Origin of the sequence: Mycobacterium sp. IS-1264 (assembly GCF_001954195.1) — a bacterium.
Classification (GTDB): Bacteria; Actinomycetota; Actinomycetes; order Mycobacteriales; family Mycobacteriaceae; genus Mycobacterium.
In genome coordinates this window covers 1-26,083 of the sequence record NZ_MBES01000006.1, presented here as the reverse complement: position 1 = coordinate 26,083, position 26,083 = coordinate 1, and the positions used below count along the sequence as shown (strand labels likewise).

General features: G+C 67.1%; 23 protein-coding genes, 2 tRNA genes and 1 pseudogene. 22 read left to right on the top strand and 4 right to left on the bottom strand.

Annotation, left to right across the window (positions count from 1 at the left end; translation table 11 throughout):
- The 3 genes from A5744_RS01095 to A5744_RS01085 all read left to right on the top strand — a co-directional run.
- Positions 1-545, top strand: a 545-nt coding sequence (locus A5744_RS01095) for an HNH endonuclease (RefSeq protein WP_139331190.1), incomplete at its 5' end; no start/stop codon positions are given.
- 65 nt (positions 546-610) lie between these two features.
- Complete coding sequence (locus A5744_RS01090; protein WP_076057762.1) at positions 611-838, top strand: hypothetical protein; 228 nt, start codon at positions 611-613, stop codon at positions 836-838.
- Positions 825-1,292, top strand: a complete 468-nt coding sequence (locus A5744_RS01085; protein ID WP_076057761.1) for a DUF5130 domain-containing protein — start codon at positions 825-827, stop codon at positions 1,290-1,292. The genes A5744_RS01090 and A5744_RS01085 overlap by 14 nt, the downstream gene beginning before the upstream one ends.
- 6 nt (positions 1,293-1,298) lie before the next feature.
- Here A5744_RS01085 and pepN read toward each other — a convergent pair whose 3' ends face one another.
- Positions 1,299-3,890, bottom strand: coding sequence for an aminopeptidase N (gene pepN, locus A5744_RS01080; RefSeq protein ID WP_076057760.1), 2,592 nt, complete (start codon positions 3,888-3,890; stop codon positions 1,299-1,301).
- A 107-nt stretch (positions 3,891-3,997) separates the two neighbouring features.
- On the opposite strand from pepN, the gene A5744_RS01075 reads away from it, so the two are divergent.
- From A5744_RS01075 to A5744_RS01060, 4 genes are read left to right on the top strand one after another with little or no spacing between them, the layout of a single operon-like run.
- Positions 3,998-4,621, top strand: a complete 624-nt coding sequence (locus A5744_RS01075) for an Rv2466c family mycothiol-dependent reductase (protein ID WP_076057759.1) — start codon at positions 3,998-4,000, stop codon at positions 4,619-4,621.
- A gap of 32 nt (positions 4,622-4,653) precedes the next feature.
- Positions 4,654-5,133, top strand: coding sequence for a ribose-5-phosphate isomerase (locus tag A5744_RS01070; RefSeq protein WP_076057758.1), 480 nt, complete (start codon positions 4,654-4,656; stop codon positions 5,131-5,133).
- 9 nt (positions 5,134-5,142) lie between these two features.
- A complete protein-coding gene (locus A5744_RS01065; protein ID WP_076057757.1) occupies positions 5,143-5,949 on the top strand; it encodes a DNA-formamidopyrimidine glycosylase family protein in 807 nt (268 codons plus the stop codon).
- Positions 5,950-6,000: 51 nt separating this feature from the next.
- The gene (locus A5744_RS01060) at positions 6,001-6,255 is read left to right on the top strand and encodes a hypothetical protein (RefSeq protein ID WP_240562922.1); all 255 of its coding nucleotides are present in this window, start codon (positions 6,001-6,003) and stop codon (positions 6,253-6,255) included.
- Between the two features lie 54 nt (positions 6,256-6,309).
- Here A5744_RS01060 and A5744_RS01055 read toward each other — a convergent pair whose 3' ends face one another.
- Both A5744_RS01055 and A5744_RS01050 read right to left on the bottom strand, forming a co-directional pair.
- On the bottom strand, positions 6,310-7,494 hold the full coding sequence (locus A5744_RS01055; protein WP_076057756.1) for a serine hydrolase domain-containing protein: 1,185 nt from the start codon (positions 7,492-7,494) through the stop codon (positions 6,310-6,312).
- Between the two features lie 31 nt (positions 7,495-7,525).
- A tRNA-Gly gene (locus tag A5744_RS01050) sits at positions 7,526-7,596 on the bottom strand.
- 133 nt (positions 7,597-7,729) lie between these two features.
- On the opposite strand from A5744_RS01050, the gene A5744_RS01045 reads away from it, so the two are divergent.
- The 4 genes from A5744_RS01045 to clpP2 all read left to right on the top strand — a co-directional run bounded on the left by A5744_RS01045 (position 7,730) and on the right by clpP2 (position 10,571).
- Positions 7,730-7,806 (top strand) — tRNA-Pro (locus tag A5744_RS01045).
- 31 nt (positions 7,807-7,837) lie between these two features.
- Complete coding sequence (tig, locus tag A5744_RS01040; protein ID WP_076057755.1) at positions 7,838-9,232, top strand: trigger factor; 1,395 nt, start codon at positions 7,838-7,840, stop codon at positions 9,230-9,232.
- 116 nt (positions 9,233-9,348) lie between these two features.
- Positions 9,349-9,939, top strand: coding sequence for an ATP-dependent Clp protease proteolytic subunit (locus A5744_RS01035; protein ID WP_076057754.1), 591 nt, complete (start codon positions 9,349-9,351; stop codon positions 9,937-9,939).
- A complete protein-coding gene (clpP2, locus tag A5744_RS01030) occupies positions 9,936-10,571 on the top strand; it encodes an ATP-dependent CLP protease proteolytic subunit ClpP2 (RefSeq protein WP_076057753.1) in 636 nt (211 codons plus the stop codon). Before A5744_RS01035 ends, clpP2 begins: the two co-directional genes overlap by 4 nt.
- Here clpP2 and mmuM read toward each other — a convergent pair.
- Entirely contained in the window at positions 10,568-11,458 is an 891-nt protein-coding gene (mmuM, locus tag A5744_RS01025) for a homocysteine S-methyltransferase (RefSeq protein ID WP_076057752.1), read from the bottom strand. The two genes, clpP2 and mmuM, sit on opposite strands and share 4 nt — an antisense overlap.
- A gap of 292 nt (positions 11,459-11,750) precedes the next feature.
- Between mmuM and clpX the strand changes: the two genes are divergently transcribed.
- From clpX to A5744_RS00970, 11 genes and pseudogenes are all read left to right on the top strand, one after another.
- Positions 11,751-13,031 carry an ATP-dependent Clp protease ATP-binding subunit ClpX gene (gene clpX, locus A5744_RS01020; protein ID WP_076057751.1) on the top strand — a complete coding sequence of 427 codons (1,281 nt, stop codon included), beginning with the start codon at positions 11,751-11,753 and terminating at the stop codon, positions 13,029-13,031.
- 300 nt (positions 13,032-13,331) lie between these two features.
- The gene (locus A5744_RS01015) at positions 13,332-15,293 is read left to right on the top strand and encodes a 2-oxoacid:acceptor oxidoreductase subunit alpha (RefSeq protein WP_139329384.1); all 1,962 of its coding nucleotides are present in this window, start codon (positions 13,332-13,334) and stop codon (positions 15,291-15,293) included.
- Complete coding sequence (locus tag A5744_RS01010) at positions 15,290-16,372, top strand: 2-oxoacid:ferredoxin oxidoreductase subunit beta (protein WP_076057749.1); 1,083 nt, start codon at positions 15,290-15,292, stop codon at positions 16,370-16,372. Before A5744_RS01015 ends, A5744_RS01010 begins: the two co-directional genes overlap by 4 nt.
- 1 nt (position 16,373) lies before the next feature.
- Positions 16,374-16,991 (top strand): molybdenum cofactor guanylyltransferase, encoded by a 618-nt coding sequence (gene mobA, locus A5744_RS01005; RefSeq protein WP_076057748.1) that lies wholly within the window; start codon positions 16,374-16,376, stop codon positions 16,989-16,991.
- 1,093 nt (positions 16,992-18,084) lie between these two features.
- The gene (locus A5744_RS01000) at positions 18,085-18,723 is read left to right on the top strand and encodes a transglycosylase family protein (protein WP_076057747.1); all 639 of its coding nucleotides are present in this window, start codon (positions 18,085-18,087) and stop codon (positions 18,721-18,723) included.
- 92 nt (positions 18,724-18,815) lie between these two features.
- Positions 18,816-20,075, top strand: a complete 1,260-nt coding sequence (locus A5744_RS00995) for a trans-acting enoyl reductase family protein (protein WP_076057746.1) — start codon at positions 18,816-18,818, stop codon at positions 20,073-20,075.
- 26 nt (positions 20,076-20,101) lie between these two features.
- Positions 20,102-22,735, top strand: a complete 2,634-nt coding sequence (locus A5744_RS00990) for a valine--tRNA ligase (RefSeq protein ID WP_076057745.1) — start codon at positions 20,102-20,104, stop codon at positions 22,733-22,735.
- Entirely contained in the window at positions 22,732-24,180 is a 1,449-nt protein-coding gene (locus A5744_RS00985) for a folylpolyglutamate synthase/dihydrofolate synthase family protein (RefSeq protein ID WP_076057744.1), read from the top strand. Before A5744_RS00990 ends, A5744_RS00985 begins: the two co-directional genes overlap by 4 nt.
- Positions 24,177-24,578: a DUF4233 domain-containing protein gene (locus A5744_RS00980; RefSeq protein ID WP_076057743.1), complete on the top strand. Its 402-nt coding sequence runs from the start codon at positions 24,177-24,179 to the stop codon at positions 24,576-24,578. The genes A5744_RS00985 and A5744_RS00980 overlap by 4 nt, the downstream gene beginning before the upstream one ends.
- A gap of 29 nt (positions 24,579-24,607) precedes the next feature.
- Entirely contained in the window at positions 24,608-25,018 is a 411-nt protein-coding gene (gene ndk / locus A5744_RS00975; RefSeq protein ID WP_076057742.1) for a nucleoside-diphosphate kinase, read from the top strand.
- A 341-nt stretch (positions 25,019-25,359) separates the two neighbouring features.
- Positions 25,360-26,083, top strand: a pseudogene (locus A5744_RS00970) (translation initiation factor IF-2 N-terminal domain-containing protein); the annotation flags it as partial.

Here is a 26,083-nt window from a genome sequence, read left to right as displayed (position 1 = left end):
CGCCCACCCGCCACGAGAGCGCATCGATCTGGAGTCGTCGGCGGGTCCTGCTGCTGAATTCCACCTACGAGCCGTTGACCGCGCTGCCGATGCGCCGGGCGATCGTCATGGTGATCTGCGGCAAGGCCGACGTCGTCCACCACGATCCCGCCGGACCGGTGATCCACTCGGCGACCAGGTCAATCGTGGTGCCGTCGGTGATCCAGTTGCGCACCTACGTCCGGGTGCCGTACCGCGCCCGCGTCCCGATGACCCGCGCCGCGCTGATGCACCGCGACCGTTTCTGCTGCGCCTACTGCGGGGCGAAGGCCGACACCGTCGATCACGTGGTGCCACGCAGCCGCGGCGGCGACCACTCCTGGGAAAACTGCGTCGCGTGCTGCTCGACGTGCAACCACCGCAAGGGCGACAAGCTGCTCACCGAGCTCGGCTGGGCACTGCGACGTGCGCCGGTGCCGCCCACGGGACAGCACTGGCGATTGCTGTCCACCGTCAAGGAATTGGATCCCGCCTGGGCTCGATACCTCGGTGAAGGCGCCGCCTGACCCAACTTGGGTCCTGAATGCGCCGGTTCGTCGCGCCGTGGGATACGGTTTGCGTCGTGAGCGTTATGCAGATCCATCTGTTGTTCATCGGGATCCCGTTGTCGCTGGTGATCGTGCTCGTGGGGCTGATCTGGAGGCACAAGGGCCCGCACCCGGCGACGTACAAGATGTCGGAGCCGTGGACACATCCGCCCATCCTGTGGGCCGCCACCGACGAAGCCGTCGGCGGCGAGCACGGCGGGCATGGCACGTCGGAGTTCTCGGTTGGGGGTGGCGCCAGTGGCACGTGGTGAGGTAGCGACGATCGAGCCCGCCGAGCTGCCCAAGGGCTCGGTGATCACCACCAGCGGACGCATCTCGGGGGTGATCGAGCCCGGGACGGTGTCGGTGCACTACCCGTTCCCGATTAAAGACCTCGTCGCCATCGACGACGCGCTGAAATACGCGTCGCGGTCCTCGATGGCGCGGTTCGCCATCTATCTCGGCGACCTGGGCAGCGACACCGCCGCGCGGGCCCGCGAAATCCTGGCCAAGGTGCCCACGCCCAACAACGCGGTCTTGCTCGCGGTCTCGCCAGACCAGTCCGTCATCGAGGTCGTCTACGGCGCCCAGGTCCGCGGGCGCGGCGCCGAGTCGGCCGCACCGCTGGGAGTGGCCGCCGCGGCGTCGGCGTTCAAGCAGGGGAACCTGGTCGACGGGCTCGTCAGCGCGATCCGCGTGCTCAGCGCCGGGATATCGCCGGCCTGACGCTCGCTACTCGCCCGCGGAGCTGTCGAAGCGGCGGGCCCGCAGCGACCGCTTGATCCCCGCCTGGCCCTCCAGCACCAGCCGGCGCAGTGCCGGCGGCACGTCGGAGACTTGCAGGAACCGGTCTGCGGCCGCAACACCCTCCTCGCTGATATCCCAGTGCGGGTACAGCCCGATCACCACGGTTTGGGCGACCTCGCTGGAACGTCGCGTCCAAACTCCGGGAATCGCGTCGAAGTAGCGCTCGGTGAATGGCTTGAGCAGCGCGTGCTGGCCCGGCGGCGCGATGCCCGCGATGATCGAGCGGGCCGTGATGTTGGCCATGGTGTCGTCCTCGACGACCGTGGTCCACGCCTGCTCCTTGACCTGCGGTTGAGGCCGGGCGGCGGCGGCCTGGGCGCCGTGGCGTTTGCCGGCCGCGGTGGGGTCGCGCTGAACCTCGGCGTCGATGAACGGTGTCGCCGGCCCGTCGGCATCGATCTTGCCGGCGGTGGCCAACGCGATCACAATGCGCCAACGCAGGTCGGTGTCGATCTGCAGGCCGGCCAACCCGAGTTCGGCGGGGTCGCGATCGAGCAGATCGGCCAGCGTCTCGACATGCCGGGGGGACAGCACCGATGTGCACAGCGCGTTGAGGAACGCGAGCTGTTGATCCGATCCGGGCTCCGCGGCCCGCGCCAACTCCAGCAGCCGGTCGGCGAACTGCGCCCAGCCGTCCGCGTGGGCCCAGGCCGGGTCGGCGTAGGAGGTCAGCGCCGTCTGCGCCTGCATCAGCAGCCGCTGCAACACCGCGACCTCTGTTTCGGCGTGCACGCCGCGCGATACCAGTGCCACGAAGTCACGGGCCCGCAGCTCGGCCTCGCGGGTCATCTCCCACGCCGCCGACCACACCAGCGAGCGCGGCAGCGGCTCGGTGATGTCGGCGATGCGTTCCAGCGCGGTCCGCAGCGACTGCGGGTCCAGTCGCAGCGAGCAGTAGGTCAGGTCGTCGTCGTTGACCAGAATCAGCTTGCCGCGCGAAACACCAACCAGCGCAGGAACTTCCGTGTCAGGGCCGTCGACGTCGAGTTCCTCCCGGTGTATCCGCACCAGCTTGCCGGCCCCGTCGTCGTCGTAAATGCCGACCGCCAGCCGGTGCACCCGCGTCTCGCCAGCGCCCGGCGCGGCGCCACCTTGCCGGACCACGAACCGGGTGAACCTGCCCTTAGGGCCCGGGCCGTCCAAGTCGAAATCCGCGCGCAGCGTGTTCAGGCCGGTGGTTTTCAGCCACTGCTGGCCCCACGTCGACAGGTCGCGGCCGGAGGCCTTCTCCAGCGCGGCGATCAGATCCCCGAACGTGGCATTGCCGTAGGCATGGGTGCGGAAATAGTCGCGCAGCCCGGCCAGGAACTGCTCCAGCCCGACGTAGGCCACCAGCTGCTTGAGCACCGAAGCGCCCTTGGCGTAGGTGATTCCGTCGAAGTTCACCTCGACCGCGGCCAGGTCGGGGATGTCCGCGGCGATCGGGTGTGTCGAGGGCAGCTGGTCCTGGCGGTACGCCCAGGATTTCTCGACGGTGGCGAAAGTCGTCCAGGCCTCGGTGAATTCGGTGGCCTCGCTTTGACACAACACCGACGCGAACGTCGCGAACGACTCGTTCAGCCACAGGTCGTCCCACCATGTCATGGTGACCAGGTCCCCGAACCACATGTGCGCCATCTCGTGCAGCACCGTCTCGGCGCGCCGCTCGTAGGATGCGCGGGTGACCTTGCTGCGAAAGACATAGTCCTCGAGGAACGTCACCGCGCCGGCGTTTTCCATTGCGCCGGCGTTGAATTCGGGCACGAACAGCTGGTCGTACTTGCCGAACGCATACGGCAGGCCGAAGTTCTTGTGGTAGAAGCCGAAGCCCTGCTTGGTCTGGGTGAACAACCGCTCGGCGTCCATGTATGGCGCCAGCGAGGCCCGGCAGTAGATGCCCAGCGGGATCTCGCCGTGTTCGTCGGCGTAGGCGTCCTTCCACTCGGCATACGGCCCGGCGATCAACGCGACCAGATAGGTGCTCATCCGCGGAGTGGTGGCGAAGGTGTGCACGCCGTCGGCAACGCCGGTGGTCGCGCCGTTGGAGATCACCTTCCAATGCTTCGGCGCGGTCACTTGCAACGCGAACGTCGCCTTGAGGTCGGGCTGGTCGAAGCAGGCGAACACGCGCTTGGCGTCGGCGGTTTCGAATTGCGAGTACAGATACGTCTCGTCGTCCACCGGGTCGACGAAGCGATGCAGCCCCTCGCCGGTGTTGGAGTAGCGGAAATCGGCGTCGACGACGACGACATTGCGGTCGGCCAGTCCGTTCAACGCGATGCCGGTCGATTCGTCATAGCCGGACACGTCCAGTTCGCGGCCGTTGAGGGTGGCGCTGTGGATGACCTCGGCGGCGATGTCGATGACCGTGTCGGCGCCGGCGAGCGCGTCGAATACCACGGTGGTGGTGGACCGGAACGTACCTTCGCCGGGGGCGCCGGAACCGTCGGTGAGATCGACGTTGATCTGATAGCTGTCGACCGTGATCAGGGCGGCGCGCTCGACGGCCTGGTCCCGGGTGAGGTTAGGTAGGGCCACGCGTCCAACTTAAAGCGTGCGGGCCCGGCGCCGCAGAGCGGGAACAGGCGAGTGCCGACTACGGTTGTGCTGGACGGTGTTCTAACCGTTGACGAGAGGATTGCGCAATGCCCGAGAAGGCCGCCGAGAAAAACCAAGCCGATTTCTGGTTCGATCCGCTGTGTCCGTGGTGCTGGATCACGTCGCGCTGGATCCTCGAGGTGGAGAAGGTTCGCGACATCGAGGTGAACTTCCACGTCATGAGCCTGGCGATACTCAACGAAAACCGCGAAGGCCTGCCCGACAAATATCGCGAAATGATGAAGCATGCCTGGGGCCCGGTGCGCGTGGCGATCGCCGCCGAGCAGGCCCACGGGGCGGACGCGTTGGGCCGGCTGTACACGGCGATGGGTACTCGGATTCACAACGAGGACAACAAAGACCTCGAAGAGGTCATCAAGTTGTCGCTTGCTGACGCCGATCTGCCCGCCGAGCTTGCCAAGGCCGCGCAGAGCGACGCCTACGACGACGCGCTGCGCAAGAGTCACCATGCCGGGATGGACGCGGTCGGTGACGATGTCGGGACGCCGACGATCCACGTCAACGGTGTGGCGTTCTTCGGGCCGGTCCTGTCGAAGATCCCGCGCGGCGAGGAGGCCGGCAAGTTGTGGGACGCCTCGGTGACCTTCGCGTCCTACCCACACTTCTTTGAGCTCAAGCGGACCCGCACCGAGCCGCCCCAGTTCGACTGACCCCCGCGCGGGCCTGTGTAAGGATTGCGGGCATGCGCGTTTACCTCGGCTCTGATCACGCGGGATTCGAGCTCAAACAACAGATGGTCGAGCACCTCGAGAAGTCCGGGCACGAGCCGATCGACTGCGGTGCCTTCAGCTACGACGCGGACGACGACTACCCCGCGTTTTGTATCGCCGCCGCGACGCGCACGGTGGCGGACCCCGACAGCCTCGGCATCGTGCTGGGCGGATCGGGCAACGGCGAGCAGATCGCGGCCAACAAGGTTCCCGGGGCACGCTGCGCCCTGGCGTGGAGCGTCGAGACCGCGACGCTGGCCCGGGAACACAACAACGCGCAGTTGATCGGCATCGGTGGCCGCATGCACACCGTTGCCGAGGCGTTGGCCATCGTGGACGCATTCCTGAACACGCCGTGGTCGAAAGCCGAACGCCACCAACGGCGTATCGACATTCTCGCCGAATACGAACGCACTCACCAAGCGCCGCCGGTGCCCGGCGCCCAGGGCTGAGGGAGTCCGGTGCCCGAAGGGCATACCCTGCACCGGTTGGCTCGGCTGCATCAGCGTCGATTCCGCGGCGCACCCGTGGCGGTGTCCAGCCCGCAGGGCCGATTCGCCGATTCGGCGGCCGTCGTCGACGGCCGGGTGCTGCGCCGTGCCAGCGCCTGGGGCAAGCACCTGTTTCATCACTACGCCGACGGCCCAATCGTGCATGTGCACCTTGGTCTCTATGGCACCTTCACCGAATGGGAGCGCCCCGCCGACGGCACGCTCCCGGAAGCCGTGGGGCAGGTGCGGATGCGGATGGTCGGCGCCGACTACGGCACCGACTTGCGCGGCCCGACGGTGTGCGAGGTGATCGACGAGGCGCAGGTCGCGGATGTGGTCGCCAAGCTCGGTCCGGACCCGCTGCGCGCCGACGCCGACCCGTCGTGGGCGTGGACCCGAATTACGAAGTCCCGCAGGCCCATTGGCGCGCTGTTGATGGACCAGACGGTTATCGCCGGCGTCGGCAACGTCTACCGCAGCGAGTTGCTGTTCCGCCACCGCATCGACCCGTTCCGGCCCGGCCAGAAGCTCGGCGAGGCCGAATTCGGGGCTGCGTGGACCGATTTGGTGGCGCTGATGAAGGTCGGCCTGCGCCGCGGCAAGATCATCGTGGTTCGGCCCGAACACGACCACGGCCCGCCGTCCTACCGGGAAGGGCGGCCGCGGACGTACGTGTACCGGCGCGCGGGTGAACCCTGCCGAGTGAGCGGGGACCCGATCCGCACCGCAGTGCTGGAGGGCCGAAATGTGTTCTGGTGCCCCACTTGTCAAACATGACCGGCCGGCGTCTACTGGTTGGATTCCTCTCGAAAGGGTAAGGGTGGCGTCGTGAAGACAACTCCGCGGATAACTGCAACGCTTTTCGCGATGATCGTCGGCCTCGGGCTGGCCGGATTGGGCGCCGCGATCGAAGCGCAGGCGCAACCGGGACCCTTCCCGCAATGGTGCCCGGGTGAATTCTGGGACCCGGGCTGGGGCAACAACTGGGACTGGAACAATTGCCATGACTGGCGCGCGGCGCCACCCGACCGTCCTTGGGAGGTGCCACCGCCGCCGCCACCGCCACCCGCCTGGCACCCCTGAGATCCACCAAAACGCGCCCTGCCGATCCGGCGGGGCGCGTTTTTCGTTGGCGCGTCAGTCCGCGGTGACTCCCAGCGCGGCGTAGACCTCGTTGCTGAGCGCGAGGCTGCGCGGGTCCGCATTGGACTTGGTGGCGTCGAAGCGATTCGCCACATACGCGTAGCCGATGCGGTGCTCCAGATCGACGAAGCCGAACGAGCCCCCCAGCCCTCCGTGGCCGAAGATCCGGCGGTTCGGGCCGTTTACGCCGCGTTGATTGAGCATGTACCCCAGGCCCCACCCGTGATCGGCGACGCGTGGTCCGAGCACCAGATCGGTCTCGTAGCCGCCCTGGCACACGCGGACCAGGTCCATGTGCTCCCTGCTGAGCAGCTTCTCCTGGGCCAGCGCGTTGTAGAACGTGGCCAGTCCCAGCGCCGACACCTGACCGTTGGTGCCGGGGAACTCGAGCTGGCGCCACAGCTGCAGGTCGTGAGAGCCGAGTTCGTCGTCGGGCGCGAAACCCATCGAGATCGACAATCCCGCCTTGGGATGTTCGGCCAGGCTGGTCGGGTAGCCGGGGGCTTGCACGTCGGCCAACAGGCCGCGGGCGTGGGGCTTGTTGACCCGCTCGGCGCAGCGGCGTTGTTCGCCGGGGGACAGGCCGATGTGGACGTCGGCACCGAGCGGTTCGGCGATCTCGGTGCGCAGGTACTGACCGATCGTGCGACCGGTGATCCGGCGGAACACCTCGCCGACGATGAAACCGAAGGTGGTCATGTGGTAGCCCTGGGCGGTGCCCGGCTCCCACCACGGTTCCGCGGCGGCCAACTGATCGCAGACGAAGTCCCAGTCGGCGACCTGCTCCCAACGCATTCGGGTGCGCGGCCCGATCACGCCGGACCGGTGGCCCATCACCATGGCCAGGGTGATGTCCTGCTTGCCCGCCTGCGCGAACTCGGGCCAGTAGCGCGCTATCGGCGCGTGCAGGTCCAGCTCGCCGCGGTCGGCAAGCTGATGGACGCACGTTGACGAAAGGCCCTTGGTGCCCGAGAGCACGGTGGTCAGGGTGTCCTGCCGCCACGGGCGGGTGCCCGCCGCGTCGGCCGAGCCGCCCCAGAGGTTGACGACGAGGTCGCCGTCGACCCAGACGGCAACGGCCGCGCCGACCTCGAGGCGCATCGCGAAGTTGCGCGCAAACGCATCGCGTACGCCGACGAAGTCCGGCGCGCATGAGCCCTTGATATCGAAGTCGCTCATGGCGCCTTTCTGTCGAGCATTTGCCCAGCAGAGCGGGCGACGGGAATCGAACCCGCGTAGCTAGTTTGGAAGACTAGGGCTCTACCATTGAGCTACGCCCGCATATATAAGTCGAGCGAGACTGTATCTGGCGACGAACATCAAATCTAATCGAAGCGGGTCTGTTATCGCACCGTGAGGTCGTGAGGTCGCTGCGAAGCCGGCGCCGCCGGGCCGTAGGATCGCGAGGTCAGCGCGGGGTGTAGCGCAGCTTGGTAGCGCATCCGCTTTGGGAGCGGAAGGCCGCAGGTTCAAATCCTGTCACCCCGACCAGACCGCAAACGACCACCGAGGAGCACACCCCGTGAAGAGCAGTGTCGAGCAGTTGAGCCCCACCCGGGTGCGCATCAATGTCGAAGTGCCGTTCACCGAGCTCGAGCCCGATTTCCAGCGGGCTTACAAGGAGCTGGCCAGGCAGGTGCGGCTACCGGGTTTCCGGCCCGGTAAGGCGCCCGCGAAGTTGCTGGAGGCCCGTTTCGGCCGGGAGGCGATGCTCGACCAGGTCGTCAACGAGGCGCTGCCCGCCCGGTATGGGCAGGCCGTTGCGGAGTCGGAAGTTCATCCCCTGGGCCAGCCCGACATCGAGGTGACCAAGAAGGAGTACGGCCAGGAGCTGGCGTTCACCGCCGAGGTCGACATCCGTCCCGAGATCACCCTTCCGGACCTGAGCGCGCTGCAGGTCTCGGTGGATCCGATCGAGGTCAGCGACGACGACGTCGATGCCGAACTCCAGTCGCTGCGTGCCAGGTTCGGCACCCTGAAAGGCGTGGATCGGCCGGTGGCCGACGGCGACTTCGTTTCGATCGACTTGTCGGCGACCGTCGACGGCGAGGACGTTCCGGGCGCCGCCGCGCAGGGACTATCGCACGAGGTCGGCTCCGGCCGGCTCATCGCGGGCCTCGACGAGGCACTGGTCGGTTTGTCCGTCGACGAGTCCAAGGAGTTCACCGCGCAGCTGGCGACCGGCGAGCATGCCGGAAAGGAGGCGCAGGTCACCGTCACCGTCAAGTCCGTCAAGGAACGTGAACTGCCGGAGCCCGACGACGAGTTTGCCCAATTGGCAAGCGAATTCGACACCATCGAGGAGCTGCGGTCCAGCCTCCGCGACCAGGTGGCCCAGCTCAAGCGCGCCCAGCAGGCCGACCAGATCCGCAACGCCACGCTGGACGCCCTGCTCGACCAGGTTGACGTGCCCCTGCCGGAGGCGGTCGTCCAGGCCCAGTTCGACAACGCGATGCACGGCGCGCTGCACGGTCTGGATCACGACCAAGCCAAGTTGGACGAGGTGCTCGCCGCTCAGGGCAAGTCGCGTGAGGAGTTCGAGACCGAGACGCGCGACGCCGCGGAAACCGAGCTGCGCAAGCAGCTGCTGCTGGATGCGCTGGCCGACGACTTGGAGGTCCAGGTCGGGCAGGACGACCTGACCGAGCGACTGGTGATGACGTCTCGGCAATACGGCATCGAGCCGCAGCAGCTGTTCGCCTACCTCCAGGAGAACAACCAGCTGCCGGCCATGTTCGCCGATGTGCGGCGCGGCCTGGCCATCGCCGCGGCGGTCGAGGCGGCGACGGTCACCGATACCGAGGGCAACGCGATCGACACCAGCGAGTTCTTTGGCAAGCGCGGCCAGGCCACCGAAAAGGCCACGGATGAGGGCGCCGACGACGCGCCCGAGGCCTCGGACGAAGCCGAGGAATGACGCTGTGAGCGAACGCGCCCGTTTCAAGGGGTGCGTGGCCAGCGCGCAGCGGGCCCCGTTGGTTAGTGTCGGTGCATACGGATTTCGAGAAAGCAGGTAACCCAGTCGTGACTGACATGCGTTCGAACTCGCAGGGTCTCAACCTCACGGACTCGGTCTATGAGCGCTTGCTCACCGAGCGCATCATCTTCCTGGGTTCGGAGGTGAACGACGAAATCGCCAATCGGCTGTGCGCGCAGATTCTGTTGCTCGCGGCCGAAGACTCCACCAAAGACATTTCGCTGTACATCAATTCACCCGGCGGATCGATCAGTGCCGGGATGGCGATCTACGACACCATGGTCCTGGCTCCGTGCGACATCGCCACCTACGCGATGGGCATGGCCGCTTCGATGGGACAGTTCCTGCTCGCCGCGGGCACCAAGGGCAAGCGCTACGCCCTGCCGCACGCCAGGATCCTGATGCACCAGCCGCTGGGCGGGGTGACCGGCAGCGCGGCCGACATCGCCATCCAGGCCGAGCAGTTCACGCTGATCAAGCAGGAAATGTTTCGGCTGATCGCCGAGTTCACCGGCCAGCCGGTCGAGCGCATCGTGACCGACTCCGATCGCGACCGGTGGTTCACCGCCGCCGAAGCCCTCGAGTACGGCTTCGTCGACCACATCATCACCCGCGCCGCACACCTCACCAACGGAGAAGCCCAATGAATCCCCAGATCCAGCCCCAGGCGCGGTACATCCTGCCGTCGTTCATCGAGCACTCCAGCTTCGGCGTCAAGGAATCCAACCCGTACAACAAGCTCTTCGAGGAACGCATCATCTTCCTCGGCGTCCAGGTCGATGACGCGTCGGCGAACGACATCATGGCGCAGCTGCTGGTGCTGGAGTCATTGGATCCCGATCGCGACATCACCATGTACATCAACTCCCCGGGTGGGGGGTTCACCTCGCTGATGGCGATTTACGACACCATGCAGTACGTGCGGGCCGACATCCAGACGGTGTGTCTGGGTCAGGCCGCTTCGGCGGCGGCGGTGCTGCTGGCGGCCGGGACGCCGGGTAAGCGGATGGCGCTGCCGAATGCACGGGTGCTGATCCATCAGCCGTCTCTTCAGGGTGTCATCCAGGGCCAGTTCTCCGATCTGGAGATCCAGGCCGCCGAGATCGAGCGGATGCGCACGCTGATGGAGACGACGCTGGCCCGCCACACCGGCAAGGACGCCTCGGTGATTCGTAAGGACACCGACCGGGACAAGATCCTGACCGCGGAAGAGGCCAAGGACTACGGGATCATCGACACCGTTCTGGAGTACCGGAAGCTCTCGGCTCAAACGGCCTAGCGGTCGAGCACGGTCGCCAACTCGGCGATATCGGCTGGCCCAACCCGGCAGCATCCGCCGATGATGTGCGCGCCCGCCGCCGCCCACTGCGCGGCGCATTGCGCGGAAAAGCTGCGCGGCCCGGTCCAACCCTTGCCGTCCCAACGCTCGCCGCTGTTCGGGTACACGATGATCGGCTTGCCGATGTCGGCGATCGCGATGGCGGCGAGAACATCGTCGGGCGCACAGCAATTCACGCCGACCGCGACGATCTCGTCGACGCCGGCCGCCACCGCGAACGCGTCGGCGAGCGGTTGTCCGGCGCGGGTCTTCGTCCCGTCGATGGTGTAGCTGAGCCAGGCCGGCACGCCGACCGAGCGCACCAGGTTCACCAGTGCCTCGGCCTCGTCGATGTCGGGCACCGTCTCGCACGCGAGCACGTCGGCCCCGGCGCCGGCCAGGACCTCCAGCCGGGGACGATGCCAGCGCATCAGCCCCGCGACCGACATTCCGTAGCGGCCGCGATATTCCGACCCGTCGGCCAGCGCCGCGCCGTACGGTCCGACCGAGGCGGCGACGCAAAGGTTCTCGGCACCGGCCGCGTCACGCGCGGCCTTGGCGAGACCGACGCTGCGGCGCAACAGCGCCACGGCCTCGCCGCGGGCGACCCCGCGGGCCGCGAAACCGTCGAACGAAGCCTGGTAGCTGGCGGTCGTCGCGATCGAGGCGCCGGCGCGAAAGTACGCCGCGTGTACCGCGGCGATCTGCCCCGGGTCATCGGCCAGCAGCCGCGCCGACCACAGCGGGTCGGACAGGTCGTGACCGCGCGCCTCCAGCTCGGTGGCTAAGCCGCCATCACTGATCAGCACGGATTCGCTGGGCCAGGTAAATCCCACAGCCAAACCCACACCGCCACTGTAGGGTGGGTTGCCTGGTGGTCAGCCAGAAAACCACCGGGTTCGGGGGCGCACAAGCCTCGGTCGGGTAACGACCGCGACACGCCAAAGACACGCTATGCGCGTCTTTGACGAGTGACCGGCGTCATCGGGCTATATGTTTCATTCAGACGGACAGGCATTGAATACCACCGACGCGATTCGGCGCTAACGGTCGCGAGGGGCCCGAGCAAGCGGGTAGCGTCGGGGATTACATGCGGCACAGGACGACGAACGGCGAACAGGAAGTAGGCACCTAAGCACCATGGCGCGCATCGGAGACGGCGGTGACCTGCTGAAGTGCTCGTTCTGCGGGAAGAGCCAAAAGCAAGTCAAGAAGCTCATTGCTGGCCCCGGTGTGTACATCTGCGATGAGTGCATCGATCTCTGTAACGAGATCATCGAAGAGGAACTCGCCGACGCCGACGACGTCAAGCTCGACGAACTGCCCAAGCCCGCCGAGATCCGGGAATTCCTGGAGGGATACGTCATCGGGCAGGACACCGCCAAGCGAACGCTGGCGGTCGCGGTCTACAACCACTACAAGCGGATCCAGGCGGGCGAGAAGGGTCGTGACTCCCGGTACGAGCCGGTCGAGCTGACCAAGTCCAACATCCTGATGCTCGGACCCACCGGGTGCGGCAAGACCTACCTGGCCCAGACGCTGGCCAAGATGCTGAACGTGCCGTTCGCCATCGCCGACGCCACAGCGCTGACCGAGGCCGGCTATGTCGGTGAGGATGTCGAAAACATCTTGCTGAAACTGATCCAGGCCGCCGACTACGACGTCAAGCGCGCCGAGACCGGGATCATCTACATCGACGAGGTCGACAAGATCGCGCGCAAGAGCGAGAACCCGTCGATCACCCGCGACGTCTCCGGGGAGGGCGTGCAGCAGGCGCTGCTGAAAATCCTCGAGGGCACGCAGGCGTCGGTTCCCCCGCAGGGCGGCCGCAAGCACCCGCACCAAGAGTTCATCCAGATCGACACCACCAACGTGCTGTTCATCGTCGCGGGTGCGTTCGCCGGCCTGGAGAAGATCATCTACGAGCGGGTCGGCAAGCGCGGACTGGGCTTCGGTGCCGAGGTCCGCTCCAAGGCCGAGATCGACACCACCGACCACTTCGCCGACGTGATGCCCGAGGACCTGATCAAGTTCGGTCTGATCCCCGAATTCATCGGCCGGCTCCCGGTGGTCGCCTCGGTCACCAACCTGGACATGGAGTCGTTGGTGAAGATCCTGTCCGAACCGAAGAACGCCTTGGTCAAGCAGTACACCCGGCTCTTCGAGATGGACGGCGTCGAGCTGGAGTTCACCGACGACGCGCTGGAGGCAATCGCCGATCAGGCCATCCACCGCGGCACGGGCGCCCGCGGCCTGCGGGCGATCATGGAAGAGGTCCTGCTGCCGGTGATGTACGACATCCCGAGCCGCGACGACGTCGCCAAGGTCGTCGTCACCAAGGAAACCGTGCAGGACAACGTGTTGCCGACGATCGTGCCGCGGAAGGCTTCGCGCGCCGAGCGTCGCGACAAGAGCGCTTAGGCCACCAGTTCAACATTCATGGCGCCCGGCGGTTTGCCGGTCATGGCTTCGCGGAACCCCACCGACGTGACGAACAACACAGTTTGTGTCGTACCCATCAGTAGCACCCCGCTGACTTCGGCATTGGCCCCAAACCCCCTGCGTGCGAGGGATATGAGACGGTCATCCTCGCCGAAAACCGGTGCCATAATTGGTACTACCAGTGACACACAAGCTTCAGGGCACGGGAGTCACTCCATCGGCGCGTACCCTAAAGCTCCAGTGGAGTGCCTATCCGATTGACAAATGGAGGGCGGAGACGTGGATCCGAACGGCAGCGGAGCCGGATCAGATTCTCATAGCGAGATCCGTCATAACGGGTCCGACCGTCAGCGGCTGGAACAAGTTGTCATCCGCTTCGCCGGAGACTCCGGCGACGGTATGCAGCTGACCGGCGACCGGTTCACGTCGGAGGCAGCGCTTTTCGGAAACGACTTGGCGACTCAGCCGAACTACCCCGCGGAGATCCGCGCCCCCGCAGGCACGCTGCCCGGCGTCTCGTCGTTCCAGATTCAGATCGCCGATTACGACATCTTGACCGCCGGCGACCGACCGGACGTGCTCGTCGCCATGAACCCCGCGGCGCTGAAGGCCAACATCGGCGACCTGCCGCGCGGCGGAATGGTGATCGCGAATTCCGACGAATTCACCAAGCGCAACCTGACGAAAGTGGGCTACGTAACCAACCCGCTGGAGTCCGACGAGCTCGACGACTACGTCGTGCACTCCGTCGCGATGACCAACCTGACCCTCGGGGCCGTCGAGACGATCGGCGCGTCGAAGAAGGACGGCCAACGCGCGAAAAACATGTTCGCCCTTGGCCTTTTGTCGTGGATGTACGGGCGCCCGATCGAGGCCAGCGAGAAATTCATCCGGGAGAAGTTCGCCCGCAAGCCCGACGTCGCGGAGGCCAATGTGCTCGCCCTCAAGGCGGGCTGGAACTACGGCGAAACGACCGAGGCGTTCGGCACCACCTACGAGGTCTCCCGCGCGACCTTGCCGGCCGGTGAATACCGGCAGATCTCGGGCAACACCGCGCTCGCCTACGGCATCGTGGCGGCCGGGCAGCTGGCCGGCATCCCGGTGGTGCTCGGCAGCTATCCGATCACGCCGGCTTCGGACATCCTGCACGAGCTGTCCAAGCACAAGAACTTCAACGTGATCACCTTCCAGGCCGAAGACGAGATCGGTGGCATCTGCGCGGCGATCGGCGCCTCCTACGGCGGGGCGTTGGGCGTCACCAGCACATCGGGACCGGGGATTTCGCTGAAGTCCGAAGCGCTGGGGCTGGGTGTGATGACCGAATTGCCATTGCTGGTCATCGATGTGCAGCGAGGCGGACCGTCGACCGGGCTGCCCACCAAGACCGAACAGGCCGACCTGCTGCAGGCGTTGTACGGCCGTAACGGGGAGTCGCCGGTGGCGGTGCTGGCGCCGCGCTCGCCGTCCGACTGTTTCGAGACCGCCCTCGAGGCGGTGCGCATCGCGGTGTCGTATCACACCCCGGTGATCCTGTTGTCCGACGGCTCGATCGCGAACGGCTCTGAGCCGTGGCGGATTCCGGATGTCGGGTCGCTGGAGCCGATCAAGCACATCTTCGCCAAGCCGGACGAACCCTTCCAGCCGTACAACCGCGACCCGGAGACCCTGGCGCGCCAGTTCGCCGTTCCGGGCACACCCGGACTGGAACACCGCATCGGCGGTTTGGAAGCGGCGAACGGCAGCGGCAACATCTCCTACGAGCCGATCAACCACGACCTCATGGTCCGGTTGCGCCAGGCCAAGATCGACGGCATCTCCGTTCCCGACTTGGAAGTCGACGACCCGACCGGCGACGCCGAGCTGCTGCTGATCGGCTGGGGCAGCTCCTACGGCCCGATCGGCGAAGCGTGCCGTCGCGCGCGGCGGAAGGGCATCAAGGTCGCGCATGCCCACCTGCGCCACCTCAGCCCGTTCCCCGCGAACCTCGGCGAGGTGCTGCGGCGCTACCCGAAGGTGGTCGCGCCGGAAATGAACCTGGGCCAGCTGGCGCTGATCCTGCGCGGCAAGTATCTGGTCGACGTGCAATCGGTCACCAAGGTCCAGGGCGTGTCGTTCCTGGCCGACGAGATCGGGCGCGTCATCCGCGCGGCGCTGGGCGGAACATTGGCCGAAATCGAGCACGACAAGACGATGGTCGCCAGAATGGCGGCAGCAACAGTTGGAGCGGGAGCTATCGAATGACGAGCGACCTAGCGGGCACAGACCTCGGGTTGACGCCGAGGTTGACGAAGAACGACGGCGTGCCCACGACGGATCAGCCGCAGAAGGGCAAGGACTTCACGAGCGACCAAGAGGTCCGCTGGTGCCCGGGCTGCGGCGACTACGTCATCCTCAACACCATCCGCAATTTCCTGCCCGAGCTGGGGCTGCGTCGGGAGAACATCGTCTTCGTCAGCGGTATCGGCTGCTCCAGCCGGTTCCCGTACTACCTGGAGACCTACGGGTTCCACTCCATCCACGGCCGGGCCCCGGCCATCGCGACCGGGCTCGCGCTGGCCCGCGAGGACCTGTCGGTATGGGTGGTCACCGGCGACGGCGACGCCCTGTCGATCGGTGGTAATCACCTGATCCACGCGCTGCGCCGCAACGTCAACATCACGATTCTGCTGTTCAACAACCGGATCTACGGCCTGACCAAGGGGCAGTACTCGCCGACGTCGGAGGTCGGCAAGGTCACCAAGTCCACGCCGATGGGGTCCCTGGATCACCCGTTCAACCCGGTGTCGTTGGCGCTGGGCGCCGAAGCGACCTTCGTCGGTCGCGCACTGGACTCCGACCGCAACGGGCTGACGGAGGTCCTGCGGGCGGCGGCCCAGCATCGTGGCGCCGCGGTGGTTGAAATCCTGCAGGACTGCCCGATTTTCAACGACGGCTCGTTCGACGCGCTGCGCAAGGAGGGCGCCGAGGAGCGGGTGATCAACGTGCGCCATGGCGAGCCGATTGTCTTCGGCGCCAACGGCGAATACTGCGTGGTGAAGTCCGGTTTCAGCCTCGAGGTGGCCAAGACCGCCGACGTGGCCGTCGAAGAGATCGTCGTGCACGACGCGCAGGCCGACGACTCGGCCTACGGGTACGCGCTGTCGCGGTTGTCGGACCAGAACCTCGAGCACACGGTGCTGGGCATCTTCCGCAACATCAACAGGCCCACGTACGACGACGCGGCCCGCTCCCAGGTTCGTGCCGCTCAGTCGTCAAAGCCGTTCGACACCGCCGCGCTGCAGTCGCTGTTGCGCGGGCGCGACACCTGGACCGTCGACTAAGGTGGCCCAGCTCGTGCCCGACGCAGTATCACTGGCCGGGGTAGTACTCGCTGGAGGCGAGTCGCGGCGGATGGGCCGGGACAAAGCAACCCTGCCCTTCCCGGGTTCGTCGGGCGCCGGTGCGACCACGATGGTTGAGCACGTGGTCGGCATCCTCGCGCAGCGCTGCGAGCCGGTTTTGGTGATGGCCGCGCAGGGACAACCGCTGCCCGCGCTGCAGGCCCGCGTCATGCGCGACGAGTTGGGTGGCCAGGGGCCGTTGCCGGCGACCGCCCGCGCACTGCGCGCCGCCGCCGACGCGGGCACCCGCCTCGCTTTCATCTGCGCCGTGGACATGCCGCTGCTGGACGCCGAACTGATCGATGACCTCGCCCGCCGCGCGCTGGAGACCAACGCGGAAGTCGTGTTGCCGTGGGACGGCCGGGATCATTTCCTGGCCGCGGTGTACCGGACCGATCTCGCCGCCCGGGCAGAAGCGCTGGTGGCCGCCGGCGAGCGCAAAATGCGTGCCCTGGTTGACGTTTCGGACGCGCAGCGAATCGTCACATCGGATTCGCGCCCGTTGACCAATGTCAACAGCGACGCCGACCTGCGTGCCCTGGCGCGGTCCGGAGCCTGACGCGAGCCGACAGCTCGAAAACTGCGCCACGTAATCGGTCCGCTTATTTCATTTCGCCGAAACAATTGCTTTACTCGGGTTTGACAAATGGCGTTGAATTCTGAAATCGGCAATATCGACCCGGTTAGAAACTATTGCCTCTAGTTAGCGTTCAAATATTTCGAAAAGCATATCCCTGCGCCATTCCTAAATGCTGCCGTAATACGTTGGCGCAGTTGCGATTTGGGATAACCCCCGACGTTCATCGTACCAGGTCGGGTTCGGCCCTGCTCGCCGGGGAGTGTGTCGCCTCGAGTTCGAGCGGCAAATTGCGTACCGCAAAATTGTCGATCCCGAAACGCGCCCTCTCGGCGGTCGGCGTCAGACCGTAGCCGTGGCTGGGGCCGGATCGACGAATGCGACCAAAAACGGTGGGGCAGTGGGTAAGTCGTGCGATATGGACGATGCTGCGGATTGGGCGGCGTCGGTGCGCGCACTTGCCCGTGGTCTCCCACCGCGTTACCATAGGCCCACCAATTGGGCTGAGACACTTCGGCTTTCGAAGTTACATACGTCCATGTTGTGTCAAGTTGCGCGTGTCGGGCGCCAATTGGACTCGGGCGCCATGTACCCTGCGCGGCACGTGCCCTCGACGCGGGCCAGCGCATCGCCGCAAACCGTGTTCCAGCTCACAATATGTACGTGATTCGGCTCACGGAAACCTGGTAGCGATCGCGATCCGGTGGGCCGGGATAAATGGTTGCTGACCTGCCAAATTATTTGCGCTATCGCGCCGTCATCGCGTCGTTACCAAACTGAGATCCATGTTTTCTCAAGATGACGAATGCAATCGGTTCTCGTACGGTCCTGGTAGCCCGAAACGGGTGACGGAAGTACCGAAAAATTGAATCCACGGACCCGCGTGTGAGCGGGGCTGCGGGCGGCGACAGCCGGCCCGCGGTCGGTGGGCCCTAGCCCGCTGGCCAGACCAGCCCCGCTGTCGTGCCCGAACGAGACGGCACGTCCCAGAGCACTTTTCCGCTTGGACAACTGCACCCCCAAACCCACGGCTGTGGGTTTGCTTTGGCGCGCGCGCACCGCGAAAGGAACGATATTGAAGAACGTCCGTAAGACGCTCATCCTCGCCGCGATCACAGGCTCGCTCGTGACGATGCCGTCCGCCAACGCGGAGCCGATGGGCTTTGACCCGAACGTTCCCCCGGCCGGGCAGGGCCCCGACGCGCCCCCGCCTCCGGCTCCCGACGCCGCGGCCCCTGTGGGCTTCAACCCGAACGTTCCGCCGCCGCCCGCGGTGCCGGAAGGCTTGGCGCCCGTTGACGCGCCGGCCGGCTTCGACCCGAACGTTCCGCCGCCGCCTGCGGCACCTGAGGTTCCGCCGCCTCCCGCCCCGGCGGGCTTCGAGGGCAACCCGCCGATGCCTCCGGTACCGGACGCACCGCCGCCTCCGGCTCCGGACGCGCCCCCGCCTCCGGCTCCGGACGCGCCTCCGGCTCACAAGGCTTACAGCGTGAACTGGGACGCGATCGCGCAGTGCGAGTCGGGTGGCAACTGGGGCATCAGCACCGGTAACGGCTTCTCCGGTGGCCTGCAGTTCACGTCGAGCACGTGGCACGCCAACGGTGGCTCGGGCTCCCCGAACAGCGCCAGCCGTGAGGAGCAGATCCGAGTGGCCGAGAACGTCCTGCACTCGCAGGGCATCGGCGCTTGGCCGGTCTGCGGCCGCCGCGGCTGACCAACCGCCGACGGCCTCGCCGTCACACGTATAAGTAATGCCGGGCCTCGGGCCCGGCATTACTTATCTCGGGTCGGGGTAGCGTCGGGGCGGTGACCGCAACGCCGCGCGAATTCGACATCGTCCTGTACGGCGCGACGGGCTTTGTGGGGAAGCTGACCGCCGAGTATCTGGCCCGCGCCGGCGGTGAGGCCCGGATCGCGCTGGCTGGCCGGTCGCCCGACCGGCTCCGCGCCGTTCGGGACACCCTCGGCGCATCCGCGCGGGACTGGCCGACCCTGAGCGCCGACGCCACGTCGCCGTCGTCGCTGGAGGAGATGGCCGCCCGGACGCGAGTCGTCGTCACGACCGTCGGGCCCTACACCCGGTACGGGCTGCCCTTGGTGGCCGCGTGCGCCGCGGCCGGCACCGATTACGCGGACCTGACTGGCGAGCCGCCGTTCATGCGAGAGAGCATCGACCTGTACCACAAGCAGGCCGCCGACACCGGCGCCCGCATCGTGCACGCCTGCGGCTTCGATTCCATCCCGTCGGATCTGACCGTTTACGCGCTGCACCTCGCCGCACAGGCCGACGGCACCGGCGAGCTCGGCGACACCCACTTCGTCGTGCGCTCCCTACGGGGCGGATTCTCCGGCGGCACCTACGCGTCGCTGCTGGAAGTCCTGCACACCGCCTCCAGCGACCCCGACGCGCGCCGCCAGCTCGCCGACCCCTACACGTTGAGCACCGACCGCGGCGCGGAGCCCGAACTCGGCCGGCAGCCCGACCTGCCGTCGCGTCGCGGCCGGGATCTCGCGCCGGAACTAGCCGGCATGTGGACCGCGGGATTCTTGATGGCGCCCACTAACACCCGGATCGTGCGGCGCAGCAACGCATTGCTGGACTGGGCCTACGGCCGGCGTTTCCGCTATGACGAGAACATGAGCCTCGGGTCGTCGGCTGTCGCGCCGGTGGCTTCGGCCGTCTTCGGCGGCGTCGGCAACGCGATGTTCGCGGTCGGCAGCCGCTACTTCCGGCTGCTGCCGCGTCGCCTGGTGGAGCGGGTACTGCCCGAGCCGGGCACCGGTCCCAGCGCGGAGGCCCGGGAGCGCGGCTACTACAAGGTTGAGACGTACACCACAACGACCGGCGGCGCTCGCTATGTGGCCAGAATGGAGCAGCGCGGGGACCCCGGCTACAAGGCGACCTCGGTGTTATTGGGAGAGAGCGCACTTGCGCTCGCGTTCGATCGCGACAAGCTCTCCGACCTGCGGGGCGTGCTGACCCCGGCGGCCGCGATGGGCGATGCCCTGCTGGCGCGGTTTCCGGCCGCCGGTGTGTCCTTGCGGGTCGACCGGCTGGCTGGGTGACCCGCGCCGATCCCTAGAATTGACGGGTGACCGCCAGTCCTAGTTCCCCTGCCGACCTGCCCAAGTCGTGGGAGCCGGGCGCGATGGAGAGCGCGATCTACCAGAAGTGGCTGGACGCGGGCTACTTCGCGGCGGACTCGGCCAGCACCAAACCCGGGTACTCGATCGTGCTGCCGCCGCCGAACGTGACCGGCAGCCTGCACATGGGTCACGCGCTGGAACACACCATGATGGACGCCCTGACGCGACGCAAGCGCATGCAGGGCTATGAGGTGTTGTGGCAGCCGGGCATGGATCACGCGGGTATTGCGACTCAGAGCGTGGTGGAAAAGCAGCTCGCGGTGGACGGAAAGACCAAGGAGGACTTCGGTCGAGAGCTGTTCATCGACAAGGTCTGGGATTGGAAGCGCGAGTCGGGGGGCGCGATCGGCGGCCAGATGCGCCGCATCGGTGACGGGGTGGATTGGAGTCGCGATCGGTTCACCATGGACGACGGCCTGTCCCGCGCGGTGCGAACCATCTTCAAGCGGCTCTACGACGCCGGGCTGATTTATCGGGCCGAGCGGTTGGTCAACTGGTCGCCGGTCCTGCAGACGGCGATCTCCGACATCGAGGTCGTATACGACGAGGTCGAGGGCGAGCTGGTGTCGTTCCGCTACGGATCACTCGACGACGACGAGCCACACATCGTGGTCGCCACCACCCGCGTCGAGACGATGCTCGGCGACACCGCGATCGCCGTCCACCCCGACGACAAGCGCTACCGGCATCTGGTTGGCACGACAATGCCGCACCCGTTCATCGACCGGCAACTCATCGTCGTCGCCGACGACCACGTCGATCCCGAATTCGGCACCGGCGCGGTCAAAGTCACGCCCGCGCACGATCCCAACGACTTTGAAATCGGGCTGCGCCACGAGCTGCCGATGCCAAACATCTTGGACACCAAGGCCTTTATCGTCGACACCGGAACCGAGTTCGACGGCATGGACCGCTTCGAGGCGCGGGTCGCGGTGCGGGAGGCGCTCGCCGCGCAGGGCCGCATCGTCGAGGAGAAGCGGCCGTACCTGCACAGCGTCGGGCATTCGGAGCGCAGCGGCGAAATCATCGAACCGCGCCTGTCGCTGCAGTGGTGGGTCAGGGTGGAATCGTTGGCCAAGGCCGCCGGCGACGCGGTGCGTAACGGGGACACCGTGATTCACCCGGCCAGCATGGAACCGCGCTGGTTCGGCTGGGTCGACGACATGCACGACTGGTGTATCTCGCGGCAGCTGTGGTGGGGCCACCGCATCCCGATCTGGTACGGGCCCAACGGCGAACAGGTGTGCGTCGGCCCCGACGACACACCCCCGGACGGCTGGGCGCAGGACCCCGACGTGCTGGACACCTGGTTTTCGTCGGCGCTGTGGCCGTTCTCGACGCTGGGCTGGCCGGAAAAGACCGCCGAACTGGAAAAGTTCTATCCGACAAGCGTTCTGGTGACGGGCTACGACATCCTGTTCTTCTGGGTGGCGCGGATGATGATGTTCGGCACCTTTGTCGGCGGTGACGACGCGATCACCGTGGACGGCAGCCGCGGCCCGCAGGTGCCGTTCACCGATGTGTTCCTGCACGGGCTGATCCGTGACGAGTTCGGCCGCAAGATGAGCAAGTCGCGCGGCAACGTCGTCGATCCCCTGGATTGGGTGGAAAAGTTCGGGGCGGACGCGCTGCGGTTTACGCTCGCGCGCGGTTCCAGCCCCGGCAGCGACCTGGCCGTCGGCGAGGATCACGTCCGGGCGTCGCGCAGTTTCGTGACCAAGCTGTTCAACGCCACCCGGTTCGCGCTACTCAACGGCGCCAGCCCGGCGCCGCTGCCCGATCTGGCCGACCTGACCGACGCCGACCGCTGGATCCTGGGAAGGCTGGAAGAGGTTCGCGCCGAAGTCGATTCGGCGTTCGATGGCTACGAGTTCAGCCGGGCCTGCGAGTCGCTGTATCACTTCACCTGGGACGAATTCTGCGACTGGTATGTCGAATTGGCCAAGACGCAGCTTTCCGAGGGGCTCGCACACACGACCGCCGTGCTGGCCGCGGTACTCGACACATTGCTGCGGTTGCTGCACCCGGTCATCCCATTCGTCACCGAGGCGCTGTGGCAGGCCCTGACCAATCAGGAGTCGCTGGTCATCGCCGAATGGCCGCAGCCGTCGGGTATCGCGCTGGATCCGGTTGCCGCGCAACGGATCAGCGACATGCAGAAGCTCGTCACCGAGATCCGGCGGTTCCGCAGCGATCAAGGTCTGGCCGATCGGCAGAAGGTGTCGGCCCGCTTGAGTGGCGGCGGAGAACTGAGCGCCCAGGTGATGGCCCTGACCTCGCTGACCGCACCGGGCCCCAACTTCACCCCGTCGGCGTCGCTGGAGGTCCGCCAAGGGTCCGGCACAGACATGCTCGAACTCGATACGTCGGGCACCATCGACGTGGCAGCCGAGCGCCGTCGTCTCGAAAAGGATTTGGCCGCAGCGCAAAAGGAGCTGGCATCCACCACCGCCAAATTGGCCAACGACGACTTTCTGGCCAAGGCCCCCGAACAGGTCGTCGGCAAGATCCGTGACCGTCAGCGGGTAGCCCAAGAGGAAACCGAACGGATCACCGCCAGGCTGGCCGGGCTGCAATGACCGAGCCGCCGGGACCAGGGCGCTTCGAAACCGACGCCATGGCACCCACACCGGACGAGATCGCGTCACTGCTGCAGGTCGAGCACCTGCTGGACCAGCGCTGGCCCGAGACCAAGATCGAGCCGAGCCTGACCCGGATCACCGCGCTGATGGATCTGCTCGGCTCGCCGCAGCGCGGCTACCCGTCGATCCACGTCGCGGGCACCAACGGCAAGACCTCGGTGGTGCGGATGATCGATGCGCTGCTCACCGCGCTGCACCGGCGCACCGGTCGAACCACCAGCCCGCACCTGCAGTCGGCGGTCGAACGTATCGCGATCGACGGCGAACCCATCAGCCCCGCGCGCTACGTGGAGACGTATCGGGAGATCGAGCCGTTCGTGCAGATGATCGACGAGCAATCGCGGGCCGCCGGCGGGCCGGCGATGAGCAAGTTCGAAGTCCTGACCGGCATGGCATTCGCGGCGTTCGCCGACGCACCCGTTGAGGTCGCGGTCGTCGAGGTGGGCATGGGCGGACGCTGGGACGCCACCAACGTGATCGACGCGCCCGTGGCCGTCATCACCCCGATCGACATCGACCACGTCGACTATCTGGGCGAGGACATCCGCGGGATCGCCGGCGAAAAGGCGGGCATCATCACCAAGGCGCCCGACGGCGCGCCCGACACCGTCGCGGTCATCGCGCGGCAGCCGCCCGAGGCGATGGAAGTGCTGTTGGCCCAGTCCGTGCGCGCCGACGCCGCGGTCGCCCGGGAGGATTCCGAGTTCGCGGTGTTGGATCGCCAGGTGGCGATCGGTGGGCAGGTGTTGCGGCTGCAGGGCCTTGGCGGGGTGTATTCCGACGTCTTCCTGCCGCTGCACGGCGAACATCAGGCGCACAATGCGGCGGTGGCGCTGGCGGCGGTCGAGGCGTTCTTCGGCGCCGGCGCGCAGCGTCAGCTTGACGTCGACGCCGTCCGGACCGGCTTCGCCGCGGTCAGCAGCCCCGGCCGGCTGGAACGCATGCGCAGCGCGCCGACGGTGTTCATCGACTCGGCGCACAACCCGGCCGGGGCCGCCGCGCTGGCGCAGGCGCTCGCCGACGAGTTCGAATTCCGTTTCGTCGTGGGCGTGCTCAGCGTCCTGACGGGCAAAGACGTGGACGGCATCCTGGCCGCGCTGGAGCCGGTGTTCGACTCCGTCGTGGTGACCCACAACGGGTCGCCGCGGGCGCTGGACGTCGAATCGCTGGCGGTGGCGGCGCGGGCGCGGTTCGGGCCGGAACGCGTGACGACGGCCGAGGACCTGCGTGACGCCATCGACGTCGCGACCGCCCTGGTCGACGACGCGGCCGCCGTCGGGGATGCCGACGGCGGCACGTTCTCCGGCACCGGGATCGTCATCACCGGATCGGTCGTCACGGCCGGCGCCGCGCGCACCTTGTTCGGTCGTGATCCGCAATGACCGCCCCAAGCCCGCAGGGACCGGTGCCACCCGCGGATCCGTGGAAGAGCTTCGGTGCGGTGATGGCCGCGACGCTGCTTCTGGAAGCGATCGTGGTGCTGCTGGCGATCCCGGTGGTCGGCGCCGTCGGCGGCGGCCTGAACCCGTTGTCGCTGGGCTACCTGATCGGGCTGGCCGCGGTGTTGATCCTGCTCACCGGGCTGCAGCGCAGGCCGTGGGCGATTTGGGTGAACCTGGGCGTGCAGGCGGTGCTTGTCGCCGGGTTTCTGATCTACCCCGGCGTCGGCTTCATCGGTTTGCTGTTCGCCGGTGTGTGGCTGCTGATCGCCTACCTGCGTGCCGAGGTCAGGCGGCGGCAGCAATACGGACCGCCGCAGGGCCAGCCGCCACCCGACTGATCGCCGCCGCATTCTGTACGCTGTCCGCCGTGACGGAACGGACTCTGGTACTGATCAAGCCGGATGGCGTCGAGCGGCGGCTGGTCGGCGAGATCATCGGCCGCATCGAGCGCAAAGGGCTCGCCATCGCCGCGCTGGAACTCCGCCACATCGACGCAGAGCTGGCGAGCCAGCATTACGCCGAGCACGAGGGCAAACCCTTCTTCGAGTCGTTGTTGCAGTTCATCACTTCGGGCCCGGTGGTGGCAGCAATCGTGGAGGGCCCGCGAGCGATCGCGGCGGTTCGCCAGCTTGCGGGGGGGACCGACCCGGTCGACCAGGCCACGCCCGGCACCATCCGCGGCGACTTCGGGCTGGAAACGCAGTTCAACCTGGTGCACGGCTCCGATTCGGCCGATTCGGCCAAGCGCGAGATCGCGCTGTGGTTTCCCGGCGTTTAGCCAGGCGACGATAGCGGGCCGCGCGGAGATCGGGGCGGGTTTGCGGAGCGCCGAAGTCGGGTGCCGCTGGACCCGGGCCGTGATGTGGGATACTTATAGTTGGGTGAACGTCGCCGGACCGGCGTCGGACACCCGAATGAAGACTTAGACAAGCGCGACCATCGCAAACCCGTGGTGTTGCGCGGCATGTCAGGCCGACATTCAGCACGGCGCCGAGTGAGTTCTACCTGAGCCGCTCGGGGCGAGACCATCACAAGTCCGGGGGAAGTGGACCCGGGCCCATAGCGAAGCCCTCGCGTGGCCGCGTCGAAAGGACGCGCCCGGGGGCTTGAGGAGACTACGTGGTAAACGGTGCACCACCTTCAGACCCATCACACGAGCCGATCCAGCACGAGGAACTGCCGGAAACCTTAAAAGTCCATTCGCTGGCACGAACGCTGGGAACCACCAGCAAGCAGGTGCTCGACGCGCTGAACGCGCTGGATGGACGGGTCCGCAGCGCACATTCGACCGTGGACCGTGACGACGCGATCCGGGTCCGCGATTTACTGGCCGCCGCCCAACCGGAGGCCACGGCGTCCGCCGCGGCTGGCGAACCCGCCGAGGAGCCCGAATCCCGGCTGATGCTGCAGAGCCCAGACCCCGTGGACCGGCCGCACTACATGCCGCTGTTCGTCGCGCCGCAACCGATCGAGCGGGGCGACGACGACAGGAGCGCCGACGACTCTGCCGACTCCGACGACTCCGACTCGGACGACGACGAGGACGATCAGGCCGACCGGCCCGCCAACCGGCGCCGCCGCCGCGGTCGCCGGGGCCGTGGGCGCGGCCGAGGCGAACAGGGTGGGTCCGACAACCAGTCCGACAGGGACTCTTCCGACTCCGACTCGGACGACGACGACCAGGACTCCGACGACTCCGACGACGACAACGTCGGCGACGACGAGAACGGCTCGTCCGAGGCGGGCAACCGGCGCCGGGGGGGGGGGGGGGCCGCCCCGGGGCGGGGGGGGGCCGGCGCCCCCCGCCCGGCCGCCCCCCCCCGCGGCCCCACCACCGCCGGGC